The organism is Amycolatopsis sp. cmx-11-32 (assembly GCF_047608695.1).
In the GTDB taxonomy this organism is placed as follows: Bacteria; Actinomycetota; Actinomycetes; order Mycobacteriales; family Pseudonocardiaceae; genus Amycolatopsis.
Map to the genome: position 1 here is coordinate 16917 of NZ_JADNQN010000021.1, position 17420 is coordinate 34336.

Genomic DNA, 17420 nt, shown 5'->3' on the forward strand with positions numbered 1-17420 from the left:
CGGGGCATCTGGTCAAGATCACCGGTTTGGACCAATCCATTCGTCGGTCCCGGTTCGGTGTATGACTTCAGGGGTCATTTTTCTGTTCACGGATATGAAAGAACCCTCGCCGGAAATCGCGGCGAGGGTTTCGGTCGTGGAGTCCGTTTCTAACGCACCGAGAGGTTCGAGACCGCTCGGACGACCGCCGTGCAGCGGTCTTCGACGTAGTCCAAGCCGCCTTCTTCGGCGATCCGGCGGGACTCGGCGGAGACGATCCCCTGCTGCAGCCAGAGCGCCTTCGCGCCGATCGCGACGGCCTGTTCGGCGATCGGCGGAGTGTCCTCGGACGGGCGGAAGACGTCGACGAGGTCGACGGGCTCCGGGATGTCGGTGAGCGAGCGGTAGGCCTTCTCGCCCAGCAGCTCGTCGGCCGAAGGATGGACGGGGATGATCCGGAACCCGTGTGCCTGCAGCACGGCGGCGACCCCGTGCGAGGACTTGGCCGGATCGCGGCTCAGCCCCACGACGGCGATCGTCTTCGATCCGGCGAGGATTTCGGTGGCGCGATCGGTCATACCGGGTTCAACCACGGTGGGCGTACGGGAATTCCTGGAGGCTGAAGGGGGCTTCCTCGCGTGCGAGTGCTGGCTGGTCGTGAGTGGTGAACAGCGTGAGTGCGGACGGTATTCGCCTACCCTCGAGTGCCACCCGCGTCCATGGAGGAATCGGGACATCGAGCGTCCCGATTCCTTCATGAACAAGCCCCAGACCACCTACGAAATCCGCCTCGCTGTGGCCGTCGCCACGAAACGGCGAGGAAGCCTTCGGCCTCCTCGCCAGCAGCCGAAACGCCACTCACGACCCGCTTGACTTGCGAGATCTCGACTTTGCCGTTGCCCTGGCGAGAGACGAGGGGAAATCCCCTTCAGCTCCTGGTCTTCCTAGAGCTTCCACAACCGGAGGCCGCGCACCCGGTACACCGGCCAGACGACGTGCCAGGCGCGGCGCCGCAGGAAGACCGCGGAACAGGTCAGGACGCTGCGCGCGGACGTCGACGCGACGTCGTGGCGGTCCGGCCAGCTCTCACCGTGCCTCCCGGCGGCGATCCGGAAGACGTTGACCAGGCCACGGCCCTGCATGTCGTACTTCGCGCCGGTGTCACCGGAATCCGGGGCCAGGGAGGCGATCTCCTGGCCGAACGCGGTCGCGGGAGCGGGCCCCGCGTCGGCGGGGAGGTCACCCACGGTCCCCGCGAGCGCCTTGCCGTACAGGCGGCGGGTGTAGCGGCTGAGCAGCAGCCGTTCCCACAGCGGCAGGACGCGGCGGTGCTTCAGCAGCGCTGAACACTCCGCGTGCCCGATGGCGAAGATGTCGGTCAGCTCGTCGTAGGCCGTGTGCGCCGTGGGCTCGTTGAGATGCACCCGCACCTCGTACCGGATGCGCGCGGTGAGCTCGTCGAGCTCCTCACGCCGGTCGATCCTCGTCTTCGCCCGTGAGAGGGACCAGTCGGACATGGGAGCAGGCTAGGTGATGATCGCGGTCGCACAAGACACTTTCGGCCCAATCTCGCCGTACCGGCCAGTGGAACGGGCGTCTTGTGCGGGCCAGGGTGAGGGGGCAGAGTTCGGCTGTCGGAAGGAGCCCATGGACACCAGCACGCTGCAGGAGGCCGCGGCCGCGCTGCTCAGCGCGTACGAGACCGGCAAGCCGATCGCGCCGCTGATCGAGACGTATCCCGCCGCGACCCTGGAGGACGCGTACCGCATCCAGCAGCGGCTCGTCCGCCATTGGGCCGAACGCGGCGACGGCGTTCGCGGGCACAAGGTCGGTCTCGCTTCCGCCGCCATGCAGCGGCAGATGGGTGTCGACCAGCCCGACTACGGGCAGTTGACCGGCTCGATGTTCCACCTCGAACACCAGCCGATCCCGATCGGCGGTTTCCTGCAGCCGAAGATCGAACCGGAGATCGCGTTCGTGCTCGGCTCGCGGCTGCGCGGCCCCGGCGTCACGGTGGCGGACGCGCTGCGGGCGGTGGACTTCGTCGTCCCGGCGCTGGAGATCGTCGATTCTCGCATCCAGGACTGGAAGATCAGCATCGTCGACACCATCGCGGACAACGCGTCCTCGGGCGGGGTCGTCCTCGGCGGCAGGCCGACCGCGATCGGCGACCTCGACCTGCGGCTGGTGGGGTGCGTCCTGCACCGGAACGGCGGGATCGCGGCCACCGGTGCCGGTGGCGCCGTCCTCGGTTCACCGGTGAACGCGCTGGTGTGGCTCGCGAACACGGTCGGGCCGCTCGGTGTCGCACTCGAACCGGGGCATGTCGTCCTGCCGGGTTCGATGACGCGCGCGATCCCGGTGAGCCCTGGCGACACCGTCGTCGCGACGATGGCGGGGCTCGGCAGTGTCACCGCGAAGTTCTCCGGGAAGGAGCGGCCGTGAGCCTTGGTGTGCGAGAGGCGGCGGAAGCGCTGCTGTCCGGGGAAGAACGCGAGCCGCTGACCGACGCGTGGCCCGCTTTGGATGTCGATACCGCGTACGCGATCCAGGACGAGGCTTTGCGGCTTCGGCGGGCGCGCGGTGAGACCGTCGTCGGAGTCAAGCTGGGCATGACCTCACGGGCGATGCGGCGAAGCATGGGTGTCGACTCGCCGTTGCTCGCGTGGCTGACCGACGCGATGGTCCTGCCCGCCGGCGCCGGAGTGCCGTCGTTGATCCACCCGCGTGCGGAGCCCGAGCTGGTTTTCGTGCTGGGGAAACGACTCGCGGGCCCCGGCGTGACCGCGGCGACCGCGATGGCGGCGGTGGACCGGGTCCACGGGGGCGTCGAGATCATCGACAGCCGGTACCGCGACTACCGGTTCAAGCTGCCGGACGCCGTGGCGGACAACGGTTTCTCCGCGTACTTCACGCTCGGTCCGGTCGGCGTCGCGCCTTCCACGCTGGATCTTTCGCTGGAGGCGGTGCTTTTGGAGGTCGACGGGGCCATCGTCGACACCGCCACCGGCGCCGCCGTGCAGGGCCATCCGGCGGAGGCCCTGGCGCTGGCGGCCAACGCCCTCGGTGCGCGCGGGCTCGCCTTGGAGCCGGGTTGGATCGTGCTCACCGGCGGGATGACCGACGCCGTCGAGCTGCGCCCGGGTTCACGGGTGGCGGCGCACTTCTCGCATTTGGGCTCGATCACGCTGGCCGGGTCTTGACCTCGGCGCGGCCGGCCGGCCGGACCAGGCCGCGTACCAGCCGCGGCCAGATCGCGCGCGGGAGATCGTGCCCCATGCCGGGGACGACGTCCAATTCGGACTCCCGCAGCGCGCGGGCGGTGGCCCGGCCGCCGGAGACGTGGACGAGCGGGTCTTTCGAACCGTGCACGACGAGGGCGGGCACGGTGAGTTTCCGCAACGCGCGGAAACGATCCCGGCTCGACACGATCGCCGCCAGCTGCCGCGCGGTGCCGCCGGGACTGACGCCGCGATCGAAGGACCGTTCCGCGCGTTCACGCATCCGGGACTCGTCGAAGGGGTAGCCCGGCGAACCGATGACGCGGAACGTGCGCACCAGGGAGTCGACGTACTGTTCGCGATCACGCGGAGGAGCCGAAAGCAGCATCAGCATCGCCTTGGCGCTCGGGCGCCCGACGAACCGGTTCCCGGTGGTCGACATGATCGACGTCAGCGAACGCACCCGTGCCGGATGCTCGATGGCCAGTGTCTGCGCGACCATCCCGCCCATCGACGCGCCCACGACATGCGCGCTCTCGACGCCGAGTTCGTCCAGCAACGCGGCGGCGTCGTCCGCCATGTCCTTCAGCGAGTACGGCGCCGTGCGCAGGGCGTAGGCCAGCGGCAGGCTCACCCGTCCGGACATCCGGCTGGACCGGCCGGCGTCCCGGTTGTCGTAGCGGATGACGAAGAACCTCCTCGCCGCGAGGTTCTCGCAGAGTTCGTCGTCCCACCAGATCATCTGCGAGGCCAGGCCCATGATCATCAGCAACGGCCTGCCTTCCGGCGATCCGAACGTCTCGTAACACAGCTCGTTGCCGTTCACTTCGGCGATTGTCTCCGGCATCGGGACAGTGTGACTACCCGCCGCGATACGCGCGAGCCTGGATCTCGTAAAGCTCGTGGTAGAGACCCCCTTCCTCGATGAGTTCGGCATGCGTGCCCTGTTCGATCAGCCGCCCTTTCTCCAGCACCAGGATCCGGTCCGCGGAACGGATGTTGGCCAGCCGGTGGGTCACCAGGACCGTCGTGCGCCTGCCCGACCCGGAGACGCTCGCGTGCCGCAAACCGGCGAAGACCCGGGCCTCGGCTTTCGCGTCGAGCGCGGCCGTCGGCTCGTCGGCGACCAGGACGGCGGCGTCACGGTAGATCCCGCGGGCGATGCCCATCCGCTGCCATTGCCCGCCGGAGAGGTCCTGCCCGTCGTTGAACTTCTTGGACAGCACCGTTTTCTCTTTGGTGGGCAGGGATTCGATCACCTCGTCGGCGCCGGAGGAGGTGATCGCGTCGTGCCAGGCGGCGCGTTCCGGGTCCTCCCGGCCGAGTCTGCCGACGGTCACGTTGTGCTCCGCTGTCATCGGCCATTCGGCGGGATCCTGGGCGATCACGGCGATGTTCGCGTGCACCGACTCGTGATCGGCGCCCGCGAGATCGACGTCGTCCCAGGACACCTTTCCTTCCGAGGGCGGGTACAGCCCGGTGAGCAGTTTGCCCAGCGTGGTCTTGCCCGAACCGTTCTCGCCGACGAGGGCGATCACCTCGCCGCGCCGGATGGTCAGCGAAACCTCGCGCAACGCGGGGGTTTCCTGGCCGGGATAGGTGAAACTGACGTTTTCCAGCCGGATCTCCGCCGGATCAGGCGGAGCGGTGACCCCGTCCTTCAGCGGGCTGCGTTTTTCGGACTCCCAAAGCAGCCGGTGGAAGAAAGCGATGTAGAACGACTCCTCGTACAGGGCGTTCACCGCGCGCATCGTGATGGACAGCGAGTTCGACGCCGTCCGCATGGCGAGCGCGGCCGTCCCGGCGAGGGCGAGCTCCATCTGCCCGTTGTAGAGCAGGAGACCGAGCACCAGATACGCGATCGCGGTGCCGACCCCGGCCGCCGCGCGGCCGGTCAGCCGGACCAGGTTGCTGCGATGCGCGAGCCGGACCTCCTCGCGCATCAGGCTTTCGGTGATCCGCCGGTATTCACGGAGCAACGGCTCCTGCAGGGTGAGCGCGTGCCGTTCGAGGGCGAAGGTGCGCCAGGTGGCCACCTCTTCGACGATGCCCTTCCGGATGTTCCGGCCGACGGTGTCGAGGTAGTGGCGGTAGTTCAGCCGCGCGACCTTGGCCGCCGCCCAGCCGTCCGCCGCCGCCGCGAGCAGCAGCACCGGCGCGAGCCACGGGTTGAGCAGGCCCGCCGCCACCAGCGCGGCGATCAGCGAGATCAGCGCCGACGTCAGATCCGCGATCCAGCGCAAGCTCATCTCGATCGACCGGACCCCGTACCGCGCGCCCTGTCTGGCCAGTTCCCGGAAGTCGGCGTCCTCGAAGGCCAGCAACCGGACCCGGACCATCGCGGCGGTGACCTCGTCGCCCGCCGAAGTGACGACCCGCGGCCGGAGCGCGCCCTCGACCGCGGCGACCACCGTGTCGAGCAGCGCGCGGACCGCGTAGGTGCCGACGACGATCGCCAGCGCGGGCAGCGATTCCACCACCCTGTCCGGCGTGGGCCCGTTCTCCAGCAGCGCGGTGAACACGTTCGCCGTGGCCAGCAGGCCGAACGCGGTGACACAGCCGGAAAGGACGTGGACGACGGCGGCCAGCAGGGTCAGCCGCGCCGACGTCCGCCAGGCCAGCCGCAGCACGATGGCCATGGCGGACGGGAGCGCGCGGATGGCCTTGACCATCCCCGCGTCGGCCACGTTCTCGTCGGGCGTGGCCCACTCGGGCATCTTCAGGTTCTCGACCCCGATCAGGGGCACGGTCGCTTCGGGCACTCCTCTTTCTTTACGCGCCCCCACCGACATTTCCGACCGCCCGCCGGTGGGGGCTGAAGGACGCCATGCCCGCGTCTCAAGCGGTGAAGGGCGCTTTCCCCGCATCGCATGCGGGGAAAGTCCCCTTCAGCTCCAGCCCACCATGCGCTACGCTCTCGCTAGAGCGATCTATCAAATCGCAAGGGGGCGAACATGGACGTTCTTCAGGGCAAGGGGCTCACCGCGCTGCGGCTGATCCTGGCCTTCACGCTGCTGTCCACCACGCTGCACTATGCGCACAACGTGCTCAGGGCGGCGGACTACCCGCAGGTCGAAGGGATCTCGGTCGGCGTCACCGCCACCCTGGTCGTCGTCGCCTACATCCTCTTCACCACGTTCGGCGTGCTCGGCTACCGCGACTACCTGCGCGGACGTTATTGGCGGGCGCTCGCCTTCCTGATGGTCTTCTCGCTGTCCGGGCTGGCGAGCCTCGGCCACTTCCTCGTGGCCGTGCCGCAGATTCCGGCCTTCTGGTTCGCCACGATCTACACTGACACGGCGGCCGCGCTGCTGCTCTGGGCCTTCGTGACCTGGGCGGCGGCGAAGCTCAACCGGGTGACCGTGACTGACCAACTTTCTACACAACATTGACGATGATCAGTGCGATGTAGACAATCGGTGGGGTGACGCGGACCACATCGGTGACGTTCGAACGTCATCCCAGCGGCTACCGGCACTGGAACCTGTCCACCGACGGCGACGTCGCGTGGCTCGAACTCGATGTCGACGCCGACGGTGGTCTCGTACCGGGTTACGAGCTCAAGCTCAACTCGTACGACCTCGGTGTCGACATCGAGTTGTACGACGCGACACAGCGGCTGCGGTTCGAACATCCCGAGGTCCGCGTGGTCATCGTGACCAGCGCGAAGGACAACGTCTTCTGTGCCGGCGCGAACATCCGCATGCTGGCGTCGTCGTCGCACGAGTGGAAGGTGAACTTCTGCAAGTTCACCAACGAGACCCGCAACGCCATGGAGGACGCCACCGCGCACTCCGGGCAGCTCTACGTCGCCGCGGTCAACGGCACCTGTGCCGGCGGCGGTTACGAGATCGCGCTCGCCTGCGAAAAGATCCTGCTGGTCGACGACAACTCCTCGACCGTCGCCCTGCCAGAGGTCCCGCTCCTCGGCGTTCTCCCTGGAACCGGCGGGCTCACCAGGGTGGTCGACAAACGCGGGGTGCGGCGGGATCTCGCCGACGTCTTCGCCACCCGTCCTGACGGCGTGAAGGGGCGGACCGCCGTCGAGTGGCGGCTCGTCGACGAACTCGTGCCGCGGCAGGGATTCCGCGACGCCGTGCTGGCCAGGGCGCGGGAACTCACGCGGACGAGCGAGCGGCTCGACGGCGTAGGTGTCGAATTGGCGCCGCTGACACATCGCTATGTCGACGTCGCCCTTGGTTCGGCCGAAGCGACGATCACCGTGAAGGGGCCTGAAGACGACGACGGCTGGTTACTGGACGTCACCCGCGAGCTGGACGACGTCATCCTTCGCCTGCGTGCCAACGAACCCGAACTCGGTACCTGGGTGCTCCGCACCGAAGGCGACCCCGCCGAGGTCCTCGCGCACGAACGCGCCGCGTTCGACGCGAAAGACTGTGTGAGCAACGAAATCGTCCACTACTTCAAGCGGACGCTGAAGCGGCTCGACGTCACCGGTCGCAGCCTGATCGCGCTCATCGAGCCTGGCAGCTGCTTCGCCGGGATCCTGCTAAAACTCGCGCTCGCCGCGGACCGGCAGTACATCTTGGACGGTCCGCCGATCGACGACGAAGACAGTGAAGAACGTGCGTCGGTCACGTTGTCCGAAGCCAACTTCGGCCGCTTCCCGATGGGTAACGGCCTATCCCGCCTCGAGTCCCGGTTCTTCGGCGACCCGGATCACGTCACCAGGCTCGCGGAAGAGTGCGGCAAACCGCTGAGTCCGGCCGAGGTGAACGAACTCGGCCTGGTCACCGACGCCCCGGACGACCTCGATTGGGAGGACGAGATCCGGATCGCGCTGGAAGGACGGGCCTCGCTCAGCCCGGACGCCTTGACCGGAATGGAGGCGAACCATCGGTTCGTCGGCCCTGAGACGCTGGAAAGCAAGATCTTCGGCAGGCTCGCCGCCTGGCAGAACTGGATCTTCACCCGTCCGAACGCATCCGGTCCCGAAGGCGCGCTGCGTCGCTACGGTACTGGTCAGAAGGCCGTCTTCGACAGGAAACGGGTCTGAACCCATGCCCACCAAGATCGATTATGACGCCAAGATCCCCAACAACGTCGATCTCTCAAAGGACCGGCGGCTCCAGCGGGCGCTGGAGGGATGGCAGCCGAAGTTTTTGGACTGGTGGGGCGAAATGGGTCCCACGCTGCGGACCCAAGGGGTGTACCTGCGCACCGCGATCAGCGTCGGCAGGGAGGGCTGGGCGCACTTCGACCACGTCAACGTGCCCGACTACCGGTGGGGGATCTTCCTCACGGAGCGCGATCCGGACCGTGTCATCGGCTTCGGTGAGCACCAGGGCGAACCGGCCTGGCACCAGGTTCCCGGCGAATACCGTGCCGAACTGCAGCGGCTCATCGTCATCCAGGGTGACACCGAACCCGCGTCGGTCGAGCAGCAGAAACTGCTGGGGCTGACCGCGCCGAGCCTCTACGATCTGCGGAACCTCTTCCAGGTCAACGTCGAAGAAGGCCGCCACCTGTGGGCGATGGTGTATCTGCTGCACGCCTACTTCGGCCGGGAAGGCCGCGACGAAGCGGAAAGCCTCCTGCTCCGGAATTCCGGGAGTCCGGACGCCCCGCGCATCCTCGGCGCCTTCAACGAAGAGACCGCGGATTGGCTCGCGTTCTACATGTTCACCTATTTCACCGATCGCGATGGCAAGTATCAGCTCGGCACCCTCAAGGAAAGCGGCTTCGACCCGCTTTCCCGCACTTGTGAATTCATGCTCAAGGAAGAGGCGCACCACATGTTCGTCGGCACCACCGGTGTCGACAGGGTGGTCACCCGCGGTGCCGAACTGATCCGCGAGCACGACACCTTCGACATCGCCGGGCACGGCGGGATCCCCCTGGATCTCATCCAGCGCTACCTCAACTTCCACTACACCGTCTCGCTCGACCTGTTCGGCAGCGAAACTTCGACCAACGCGGCGAACTACTACACCGCCGGGCTGAAAGGCCGCTGGCAGGAGGCCCGCCGCAAGGACGACCACAAGCTCACCGACGCCGCCGGGTCGCTGTCGAGGCCGAGGGCCGACGGCACCTGGGAGACCGAAGAACTGCAGGCCATCCTGTTGCTGAACCTGGACCTGCGGGAGGAGTACCGCGCCGACTGCCAGACCGGGGTCAACCGCTGGAACAAGATCCTGGCCGACGCCGGGATCGACTTCCGATTCGTCCTCCCGCACCCTGGATTCAATCGCGAAGTCGGCATAAACTCCGGCCACCATGTGACGCCCGACGGCACCGTAGTCGACGAGCGGACCTGGTCGGCCGGCAAACGCAAGTGGCTGCCCACCCCCGAAGACCTGACCTTCGTCCGATCGCTGATGCACCCGGTCTACGAGCGAGGAAAGATCGCGAGCTGGGTGGCGCCGCCACGCCAGGGCATCAATGGGAAACCCTTCGACTACGAATACGTTTACCTGAGCTGAGCCGATTGAAGGTGCGCCCGTGACCGCTGCAGCTACCGGGTTCAACGCGACGAGCTACCTGCTCGACCGGCATCTGACGGAAGGACACGGTGCGAAGGCCGCGGTCACTTCCCCGAGGCGGAGTCTCACCTATGCCGGGCTCGCGGCCGAAACCCGCCGGGTCGCGGCAGGACTGAAGGCGATCGGCGTCCGCCCGGAGGAGCGGGTCCTGTTCTGCATGGTCGACGACGTCGAACTGCTCTCCGGGATCCTCGGCGCGATGCTGGCCGGAGCGGTCGCGGTGCCGGTGTCCACCATGGTCACCGGGCTGGACCTCGGCAAGGTGCTGGCCGATTCACGGGCAAGGGTCCTGTGCGTTTCCGGCGAGTTCGCCGCGCAGGCGACGATCGCGCTGGGGCTGGCACCGGAGGTCACCGACGTCGTACTGGACAGGGCGAAGGCGGCCGAACTGCAGTCCGGGGTCCGCGCGCACGACTGGGGCGATCTGTCCACAGTGGATGACGGCGGCTTCGAACCGGCGCCGACCTGGGAGGACTCGCCCGCGCTCTGGCTGTACACCTCGGGGACGACGGGCAAGCCGAAGGGCGCGATGCACCGGCACGCGGGCATCCGCGCGATCTGTGAGACGTACGCGCGCGGCGTGCTCGACACCGGACCGAACGACCGGTTCCTTTCCGTCCCGAAGTTGTTCTTCGCCTACGGTTTGGGGAATTCGGCGTTCTTCCCGCTCGCGGCCGGCGGGACGGCGCTGCTCGAACCGGCCAGGCCGACCCCCGGACTGATCGCCGCCAGGGTCCGTGCGGAGCGGCCCACGCTGTTCTTCGCCGTCCCGACCTTCTACGCGGCGCTGCTCGCCAGTGACCTCCCGGACGACACGTTCTGCTCGGTGCGCCAGGCCGTTTCGGCCGGGGAACCGTTGCCTTCCGTGCTGTACGAACGGTTCCGTGATCGGTTCGGCGTCGAGATCCTCGACGGGATCGGCTCGACGGAGGCGTTGCACGTCTTCCTGTCCAACCGGCCGCACCAGGTGCGGCCGGGCAGCACCGGAGTGCCGGTGCCCGGTTACGAGGTCGCCCTGCGCGACGAGCAAGGCGCGCCTGTGCCGGACGGACAGCCCGGTGAGCTGTTCGTCGCCGGGCCGTCGATCGCGACCGGGTACTGGGCGCGGTACGAGACGACGAAGCAGGTCTTCCAGGGCGAATGGCTGCGGACGGGCGACAGCTTCGTGCGCAACGCGGACGGGAGCTACACCTGTCTCGGCCGCTTCAACGACATGCTGAAGCCGGGTGGGATCTGGGTGTCGCCCACCGAGGTCGAAGAGCGGCTGCTGCAGCATCCGGCGGTCGCCGAGGTCGCGGTCGTGGCCGCTTTCGACGCCGACGGTATCGAGAAACCGGTCGCCTGCGTGGTCGGCGTACCCGGCAGCCCGCTGGACGCGGACGAGCTGATCGAGTTCTGCCGGTCCGGGCTGGCGTCGTTCAAACGGCCACGCGGCGTCGTCGAGCTGGGCGAACTACCCAAGACGGCGACCGGGAAGATCCGGCGCAACGTGATCCGGGAACTCGTGCGGGAGATGTACGAGGTCCGGGCCTACCAGTCAGACCCCGCCTCCCCCCTACCCGGCTGATCTCCACCCGATCACGCGTGTTCTCCATCTGATCACGCGTGATCGCCAATGTCGCAAGCCAAGCTCGCGTGGCTGGACGGGCGACTCGCGTGATCAGATGGACAACTCGCGTGATCAGATGGCGAACACGCGTGATCAGATGGACATCACGCGCCGTTGACGGTGCGCAGGGTCCGCATGGCCTCGGCGAGGCCGGGTGCGTCGTCACCGAGTGGGGTCAGAACGATACGCCGCAGGATCTCCGCGCACGCCTCCCGTGCCTGCTGCGCGACGTCGAGACCGTGTTCGGTGAGCGCCGCGAAGGTGACGCGGCGGTCGTCCGGGCTGGGCACGCGGCAGATGAGGTCCGAGGCCACCAGTCTGTCCGCGACCTTGGTGAACCCGCCGCTGGACAACGCCGCCTCGACGGCCAGCCGCGTCATCGGCATCCGGTGCTCCGGCGACCGCACGAGCCGCAGCAGGATGTCGAACGACGCCGGCGCCAGGCCGAACCGTTCGGCGATCTCGCCCATCAGCTTGTTCTGCGTGGCCAGGTAGCCCTCGATCACCAGGCCCCACCACGTGACCACTTCGTCGTCGTTCGGTTCCGCTGTCACGCGGGTGAGAGTACACCAGAAACTCTTGCCGGAATATATCTTGCGTGCGAGAGGTTATCGGGTTAGCTTGAGTTCACCGGACTTCGGAGGAGGGGCACCATGTCGATCAAGACTTCGGGCCTGCACCACGTCACCGCCATCGGTGGCGATCCCCAGCGCAACGCGGACTTCTACACCAGGGCCCTCGGCCTGCGGCTGGTGAAGACCACCGTGAACTTCGACGACCCCGGCACGTACCACCTCTACTACGGCGACCAGTCCGGCAAGCCCGGTTCGCTGATGACGTTCTTCCCGTGGAAGGACGCGCCGAAGGGGCGTCACGGCACCGGCCAGGCCACCACGACGTCGTTCTCCGTGCCCGAAACCTCCCTCGGCTGGTGGAAGCGGCACCTAGCCGAGAGCCACATCGAGACGAGTCAGATCCGCGACTCCGACGGCGAGGAGACGCTCACCTTCCTCGATCCGGACGGCTTGAAGCTTTCGCTCGTCGCGCATCCGCAGGGCGACCCGCGCGACCCGTGGGACACGAAACTCGTCCCCGCCGAGTACGCCATCCGCGGCCTGCACTCCGTCACGGTCTCGGTGTCCAAAGAGGACGCGACGGCCGGGATGCTGACCGACGGGCTCGGCCTGGCCTTCGAGCGCCAGGAGGGCAATCGCCTGCGTTTCTCCGCCGGTGAAGGCGGTCCCGGCGCGCTTGTCGACGTCCTCGTGACGCCGGACGCCCCGCGCGGCCTGGTGGCGGCGGGCACCGTGCACCACGTCGCCTGGCGCGCGCCGGACGAGGAGACCCAGGCCGCGTGGCGTGCCGAACTGATCGACGACGGCGTGCACGTGACGTCCATTTTGGACCGTCAGTACTTCCGCTCGATCTACTTCCGCGAGCCGGGCGGCACCCTGCTCGAAGTCGCGACCGACGAACCCGGCTTCGCGATCGACGAACCGCTTCTGGAACTGGGTCGTGCGCTGAAACTGCCGCCGTGGCTGGAACCCAAGCGCGAGGATATCGAAGCCATGCTGCCGAAGCTGGACCTCCCGAGCGAGAACAACCCGCGATGACGGCGCCGGAATCACTGGAGTACAAGTACGTCGAAGGGGCTCCGGACGAGCCGGTGCTGCTGCTCCTGCACGGCACCGGCGGCGGGCCGGACGACCTCGTGCCGCTCGCCCGCCAGCTGAGCCCGGCCTCGGCGCTGCTCGCGCCCGCCGGGCCGGTGTCGGAACACGGTGCGGCGCGGTGGTTCCGACGGCTGGCGGAAGGCGTTTTCGACCACGAGGACGTCGTCTTCCGCGCGAACCAGCTGGCCGACTTCGTGGTCGCCTCGCGCGAGCAGTACGGCCTTGGTGACCGGCGGCTGGTCGCCATCGGCTTCTCCAACGGCGCCAACATCGCCGCCGCCGTCACCCTGCTCCGCCCGGACGCCGTCGGGGAGGCCGTGTTGTTCGCGGCGATGTCGCCTCTTCCGTCGCCGCCACGACTCGATCTGTCCGGTACCCGGGTCTTCCTGTCGAACGGCGAACACGATCCGATGGCGCCGATGGCGTCGGCGGAGGGACTGGCCCGCGACCTGCGCGAGCGCTCCGCGGACGTCGTCGCGCACCGCCATCCCGGTGGGCACCAGGTGACGGGCAACGGTTTGGTCGCGGCGGCGGGGTGGCTCAACCCGTAGCGGTGAGAGCAAAGTAGCCGAACGTAACATCGGCGGATGACTAACGGTGACCTCGTCCGAGCCCAAGCCCTGCTCGAAACGGTGCTCCTCGCGGACGGGCACAACGATCTACCGTGGGAGCTGCGGGTCACGACCGGGCCGGATCCGGTCGAGGCCGTGGCGGGCACGGATCTCACCGTCCGGCAGCCGCATCTGCACACCGACTTCCCGAAGCTCGCCGAAGGCAGGCTCGGGATGCAGTTCTGGTCCGTCTACGTGCCGTGCCAGTTCGAGGGGCACAGCGCGGTGACGGCGGTACTGGAACAAATCGAGATCGTGCACCAGCTGATCGAGCGGTACCCCGGCAAGCTGGCCTTCGCGGACACCGCGGACCAAGCGGAAGCCGCGTTCCGCGACGGCAAGATCGCGTCGCTGCTCGGCGCCGAAGGCGGCCACAGCATCGGCGAATCCCTTGGTGTGCTGAGGATCCTGCGCCGTCTCGGGGTCCGCTACCTGACGCTGACGCACAACTACAACACCACCTGGGCCGACTCCGGCACCGACGAACCCACGCACAACGGGCTCACCGGGTTCGGCCGGGACGTCGTCCGCGAGATGAACAAGATCGGCATGCTGGTCGACCTCTCGCACGTCGCGCCGAGCACGATGCGCGACGCGCTGGAGGTCAGCTCCGCGCCGGTGATCTTCAGCCATTCCTCGTGCGTCGCGGTCAACGACCACGCCCGCAACATCCCCGACGACGTCCTGGAAACACTGGCGGCCAAGGACGGCGTCGCGATGGTGACATTCGTGCCGGGCTTCATCTCCCCGAAGGTCGCCGAGTGGGACGACCGGTTGCGCGAGGACATGGAAACCGCCGGGCAGGACTACTGGAACCTCGACCAGCGCACGAAGTTCGCCGCCGATCGAGGCGGGCCCGAGAAGCCGAAGGCGAGCATCGACGACGTCGTCGCCCACATCGAGCACGCGCGCGAAGTGGCCGGTGTCGACCACATCGGCCTCGGCGGCGACTACGACGGAGTCGCGACACTTCCCGAAGGCCTGGAGGATGTTTCGAAGTACCCGGTGCTGTTCGCCGCGTTGCTGGAACGCGGCTGGAGCGACGAGGATTGTGCGAAGCTGGCCGGGAAGAACACCTTGCGCGTCTTGCGCGCGGCCGACGAGGTCACCCGTTCGGACGCTTGAGAGCGCGCTCAAGCGCACTTCGGCGGACACTATCGGGTATGACTCAGCCGCAGGAAGGTGCCGCCGAGGTCCCGGTCGAGCCCGCCTCATCGTCCGAAGCCGGCGGCGCGCGCCACAGCGGCAAGGTCGAAGCCGTCCCGAAACTCAAGCGCACGCGGGTGAGCGGGACCTGGGTCGCCGTCATCGTGGCGTTGGTCGTGCTGGTGTTCCTGCTCGTGTTCATCCTGCAGAACCAGGACACCGCCAGCGTGCACTTCCTCGGCATGTCCGCCGTGATGCCGCTGGCCGTCGCGATGCTGTTCTCCGTGATCGCCGGTGGCGCGCTGGTCGCGCTCGTCGGCGGTGCCCGGATCCTGCAGTTACGCCAGCAGGCCAAGAAGTCCCGCCACCTGCAGCGCTGAGCCCCGTCAGGGAGCGGCGGCCCGCCGGAACTCGCTCGGATTGACCCCGCGGACCCGTTTGAACGCCGCGCTGAAGCCGAACGGGTCGGCGTAGCCGACGGTGCGGGCGATGTCCGAAAGCGTCGCGGATCCTTGATCGGCCAACAGATCCGCCGCGAGGGTCATCCGCCAGCGGGTGAGATAGGTCAGCGGTGGTTCGCCGACCAGGTCGGCGAACCGCTTGGCCAGCGTCGAACGCGACACCCCGGTCCGCCCGGCCAGTATGCCGACCGTCCACGGCGCCGCCGGTTCGGCGTGCAGCAGGCGCAGGGCGTCGCCGACCACCGGATCCCGCTGGGCGGCCCACCACGCCGGGGGCTCGCCGCCGGGCCGGTCGAACCATTCGCGCAGTGAGCAGACCAGCATCCAGTCCAGCAGCCGGTCGAGGACCACCTGCTGACCCGGCGCGTCGACGGCGACCTCGGCGGCGAGATGGTCCAGCACGGGATCGCCCGCGCCGCCGGCGTCCACCCGGACAACGACGGGCAGCGCGTCCAGCAGCGGGCGGCTGATCTCACCGCGGACCGGGTACGCGCCGACGATCAAGGTCGTCTCGCCGTCGGCAGGGTCGTCGGCCCACCCGAGGCGGTGCCGGGTCCCGCCCTGTCCGGGCGTCGCGCAGTGCTCGCCGCACGAGATCGGTTCGGCCCGGGTGCCGATCTCGTCCACGAAGGTGAACGTCGCGGGGCCGCGCACGATGATCGTCTCGCCCGCGCGAAGCGGTTCGGGCGGACCGCCCTCCGGCACGATCCAGCCCGCCCCGGTGAGCACGGCGCACAGGGTCAGCGGCGCGCCGTCCACGAAGTGCAGCGCCCAGGGCGGGGACAGGGTCGAACTGCCGAACAACGAGCCGTGCGCCCGCACTCCGCGGATCAGGTCACTGAACACATCCACCTTGCCGACGTTAGACGAATAAACAGGCGACCCGGTGCTTCACCTATGGGCACGTCCGATCCGGGCGGGTTGAATCGTGGTCATGCTGACCACCGAAGACCTCGAATTCCTTCGTCGTCCCCTGCACGGGTTCCTGACCGTCGCCGACGGGCCGGTGCCGCCGCAGCCCCGGCCGGTGTGGTTCGAGGCCACCGACGAAGGCACGGTCCAGCTGTTCACGCCGCGAGACTCGGCCAAGGTGCGCCGGCTGGACAGCGACCCGCGCGCGTCGATCGTCATCGCCGCGCCGGTGGGTGAACGCGAGCGCTGGGTCTCGGTCGCCGGCCGCACCACGGTGGAGCCCGACGGAGCGCACGAACTGGCCGCCCGCCTCGGCGCCCGCTACTGGGACCTCGACGACCCGGCCCACGCCGGTGAACTCGCCGGGATCCAGGAACTGGATCTTGTCCGGCTCGTCATCCATCCGGAGAAGGTCGGTCGCTACTCGATGTGATGATCGACGTCATCCCGAGCACGGTGGCGCAAACGTTTTCGTCACCCTTGGCGGTGACCCGGTCCCGGTCCGCCGGGTTCCGGGTGCACAGCCGCCAGAACGTGTCGGCGTCGGTGGTCACCGAGGCCAGCGGCGACCGTGACGTCGGCGCGATGCGGTCCAATTCCCAGCCGTCGGCGGTCCGCTGAGCCGTCCATTTCCCGCCACCCTGGCCGGTGACGGTGTAGACGACCTGCCTGCCGGTCCGCGCGTCGACGTCGTGCAGAGTGTGCGGCAGCGCCCGCATTAAAATGTCGACCACCGGCCCCCGGAACTCGGAGCCGTCGAGCGTCCGAGCGCCGACGGCCTCGCGGATCTGCTGCTGGTGCACCCAGAACTCGGTGTACTCGCGGGCGACGTCGAGCCACACCGGCGCCGGTTCGTCCCCTGCCCAGCTCACCGGCTCGCCGATGGCGTCGAGGTCGGCGCGGCCCCACATCTCGGCGAGTTGCGAGGTGCTGTCGACCAGCATCGCGAACAGCACTTCGGGGGACAGCCGACGGCACGCGACCACCCATTCGTCGTTGATCCGGTCGAGGAACCGCCCGAAGGGTTCGCCCTCGCGGGGCGCCGTCGTCCGGTAGCCGTCGCGATCGCGCGAAAGCCTGCCGAGTTTGCCGCCCAGGAGGTGGGCGGCGAGATCGTGCACCGTCCAGCCCGTGCACACCGTCGGCGCGCCCCACTGCTCCGCGTCGAGACCGGTGAGGACGTCGAGCAAGGCCTGCTCCTCCCGCGCGAACAGCGGGAGGACGTCGAGCGGTGGACCCCAGCGCGTGAAGCTCATGTATCCATCCAAACACCCACGTCGATCACAATCTCGGCCGTTCTGCCTA

Annotated in this window: 18 protein-coding genes; 11 read left to right on the forward strand and 7 right to left on the reverse strand. The window is 68.3% G+C overall.

Going from position 1 to position 17420, the window contains the following annotated elements:
- Positions 1–149: 149 nt before the first annotated feature.
- Complete coding sequence (locus ACM6LR_RS37495; protein WP_414941537.1) at positions 150–557, reverse strand: CoA-binding protein; 408 nt, start codon at positions 555–557, stop codon at positions 150–152.
- Between the two features lie 366 nt (positions 558–923).
- Entirely contained in the window at positions 924–1496 is a 573-nt protein-coding gene (locus ACM6LR_RS37500) for a hypothetical protein (protein ID WP_414941538.1), read from the reverse strand.
- Between the two features lie 130 nt (positions 1497–1626).
- Between ACM6LR_RS37500 and ACM6LR_RS37505 the strand changes: the two genes are divergently transcribed.
- Together ACM6LR_RS37505 and ACM6LR_RS37510 are read left to right on the forward strand one after the other, a co-directional pair.
- On the forward strand, positions 1627–2424 hold the full coding sequence (locus ACM6LR_RS37505) for a 2-keto-4-pentenoate hydratase (protein ID WP_414941539.1): 798 nt from the start codon (positions 1627–1629) through the stop codon (positions 2422–2424).
- Positions 2421–3182 (forward strand): 2-keto-4-pentenoate hydratase, encoded by a 762-nt coding sequence (locus tag ACM6LR_RS37510; protein ID WP_414941540.1) that lies wholly within the window; start codon positions 2421–2423, stop codon positions 3180–3182. The genes ACM6LR_RS37505 and ACM6LR_RS37510 overlap by 4 nt, the downstream gene beginning before the upstream one ends.
- Here the strand turns inward: ACM6LR_RS37510 and ACM6LR_RS37515 are convergent.
- The gene (locus tag ACM6LR_RS37515) at positions 3163–4047 is read right to left on the reverse strand and encodes an alpha/beta fold hydrolase (protein ID WP_414945486.1); all 885 of its coding nucleotides are present in this window, start codon (positions 4045–4047) and stop codon (positions 3163–3165) included. The two genes, ACM6LR_RS37510 and ACM6LR_RS37515, sit on opposite strands and share 20 nt — an antisense overlap.
- 13 nt (positions 4048–4060) lie before the next feature.
- Complete coding sequence (locus ACM6LR_RS37520; protein ID WP_414945487.1) at positions 4061–5962, reverse strand: ABC transporter ATP-binding protein; 1902 nt, start codon at positions 5960–5962, stop codon at positions 4061–4063.
- A gap of 192 nt (positions 5963–6154) precedes the next feature.
- On the opposite strand from ACM6LR_RS37520, the gene ACM6LR_RS37525 reads away from it, so the two are divergent.
- The 4 genes from ACM6LR_RS37525 to ACM6LR_RS37540 are packed head-to-tail and all read left to right on the forward strand — an operon-like array spanning position 6155 to position 11270.
- Positions 6155–6592, forward strand: a complete 438-nt coding sequence (locus ACM6LR_RS37525; protein ID WP_414941543.1) for a hypothetical protein — start codon at positions 6155–6157, stop codon at positions 6590–6592.
- Positions 6593–6624: 32 nt separating this feature from the next.
- Complete coding sequence (gene boxC, locus ACM6LR_RS37530) at positions 6625–8217, forward strand: 2,3-epoxybenzoyl-CoA dihydrolase (protein ID WP_414945488.1); 1593 nt, start codon at positions 6625–6627, stop codon at positions 8215–8217.
- A gap of 4 nt (positions 8218–8221) precedes the next feature.
- Positions 8222–9643, forward strand: coding sequence for a benzoyl-CoA 2,3-epoxidase subunit BoxB (gene boxB / locus ACM6LR_RS37535; RefSeq protein WP_414941545.1), 1422 nt, complete (start codon positions 8222–8224; stop codon positions 9641–9643).
- Between the two features lie 19 nt (positions 9644–9662).
- Positions 9663–11270, forward strand: coding sequence for a benzoate-CoA ligase family protein (locus ACM6LR_RS37540; RefSeq protein ID WP_414941546.1), 1608 nt, complete (start codon positions 9663–9665; stop codon positions 11268–11270).
- Between the two features lie 146 nt (positions 11271–11416).
- Here ACM6LR_RS37540 and ACM6LR_RS37545 read toward each other — a convergent pair whose 3' ends face one another.
- Positions 11417–11866: a MarR family winged helix-turn-helix transcriptional regulator gene (locus ACM6LR_RS37545; RefSeq protein ID WP_414941547.1), complete on the reverse strand. Its 450-nt coding sequence runs from the start codon at positions 11864–11866 to the stop codon at positions 11417–11419.
- 99 nt (positions 11867–11965) lie between these two features.
- Between ACM6LR_RS37545 and ACM6LR_RS37550 the strand changes: the two genes are divergently transcribed.
- Genes ACM6LR_RS37550 through ACM6LR_RS37565 form a run of 4 tightly spaced genes read left to right on the forward strand, consistent with a single transcriptional unit; the run spans position 11966 to position 15122 of the window.
- Positions 11966–12925 carry a ring-cleaving dioxygenase gene (locus tag ACM6LR_RS37550; protein ID WP_414941548.1) on the forward strand — a complete coding sequence of 320 codons (960 nt, stop codon included), beginning with the start codon at positions 11966–11968 and terminating at the stop codon, positions 12923–12925.
- Positions 12922–13536, forward strand: a complete 615-nt coding sequence (locus ACM6LR_RS37555; RefSeq protein WP_414941549.1) for an alpha/beta hydrolase — start codon at positions 12922–12924, stop codon at positions 13534–13536. Before ACM6LR_RS37550 ends, ACM6LR_RS37555 begins: the two co-directional genes overlap by 4 nt.
- A 36-nt stretch (positions 13537–13572) precedes the next feature.
- Positions 13573–14721, forward strand: coding sequence for a dipeptidase (locus ACM6LR_RS37560; RefSeq protein WP_414941550.1), 1149 nt, complete (start codon positions 13573–13575; stop codon positions 14719–14721).
- A gap of 38 nt (positions 14722–14759) precedes the next feature.
- The gene (locus ACM6LR_RS37565; RefSeq protein ID WP_414941551.1) at positions 14760–15122 is read left to right on the forward strand and encodes a LapA family protein; all 363 of its coding nucleotides are present in this window, start codon (positions 14760–14762) and stop codon (positions 15120–15122) included.
- A 6-nt stretch (positions 15123–15128) separates the two neighbouring features.
- Here the strand turns inward: ACM6LR_RS37565 and ACM6LR_RS37570 are convergent, their stop codons facing one another.
- Positions 15129–16055: an AraC family transcriptional regulator gene (locus tag ACM6LR_RS37570; protein WP_414941552.1), complete on the reverse strand. Its 927-nt coding sequence runs from the start codon at positions 16053–16055 to the stop codon at positions 15129–15131.
- A gap of 82 nt (positions 16056–16137) precedes the next feature.
- On the opposite strand from ACM6LR_RS37570, the gene ACM6LR_RS37575 reads away from it, so the two are divergent.
- On the forward strand, positions 16138–16548 hold the full coding sequence (locus ACM6LR_RS37575) for a pyridoxamine 5'-phosphate oxidase family protein (RefSeq protein ID WP_414941553.1): 411 nt from the start codon (positions 16138–16140) through the stop codon (positions 16546–16548).
- Here the strand turns inward: ACM6LR_RS37575 and ACM6LR_RS37580 are convergent.
- A complete protein-coding gene (locus ACM6LR_RS37580; RefSeq protein ID WP_414941554.1) occupies positions 16511–17371 on the reverse strand; it encodes a maleylpyruvate isomerase family mycothiol-dependent enzyme in 861 nt (286 codons plus the stop codon). The genes ACM6LR_RS37575 and ACM6LR_RS37580 overlap by 38 nt on opposite strands.
- Between the last annotated feature and the right edge of the window lie 49 nt (positions 17372–17420).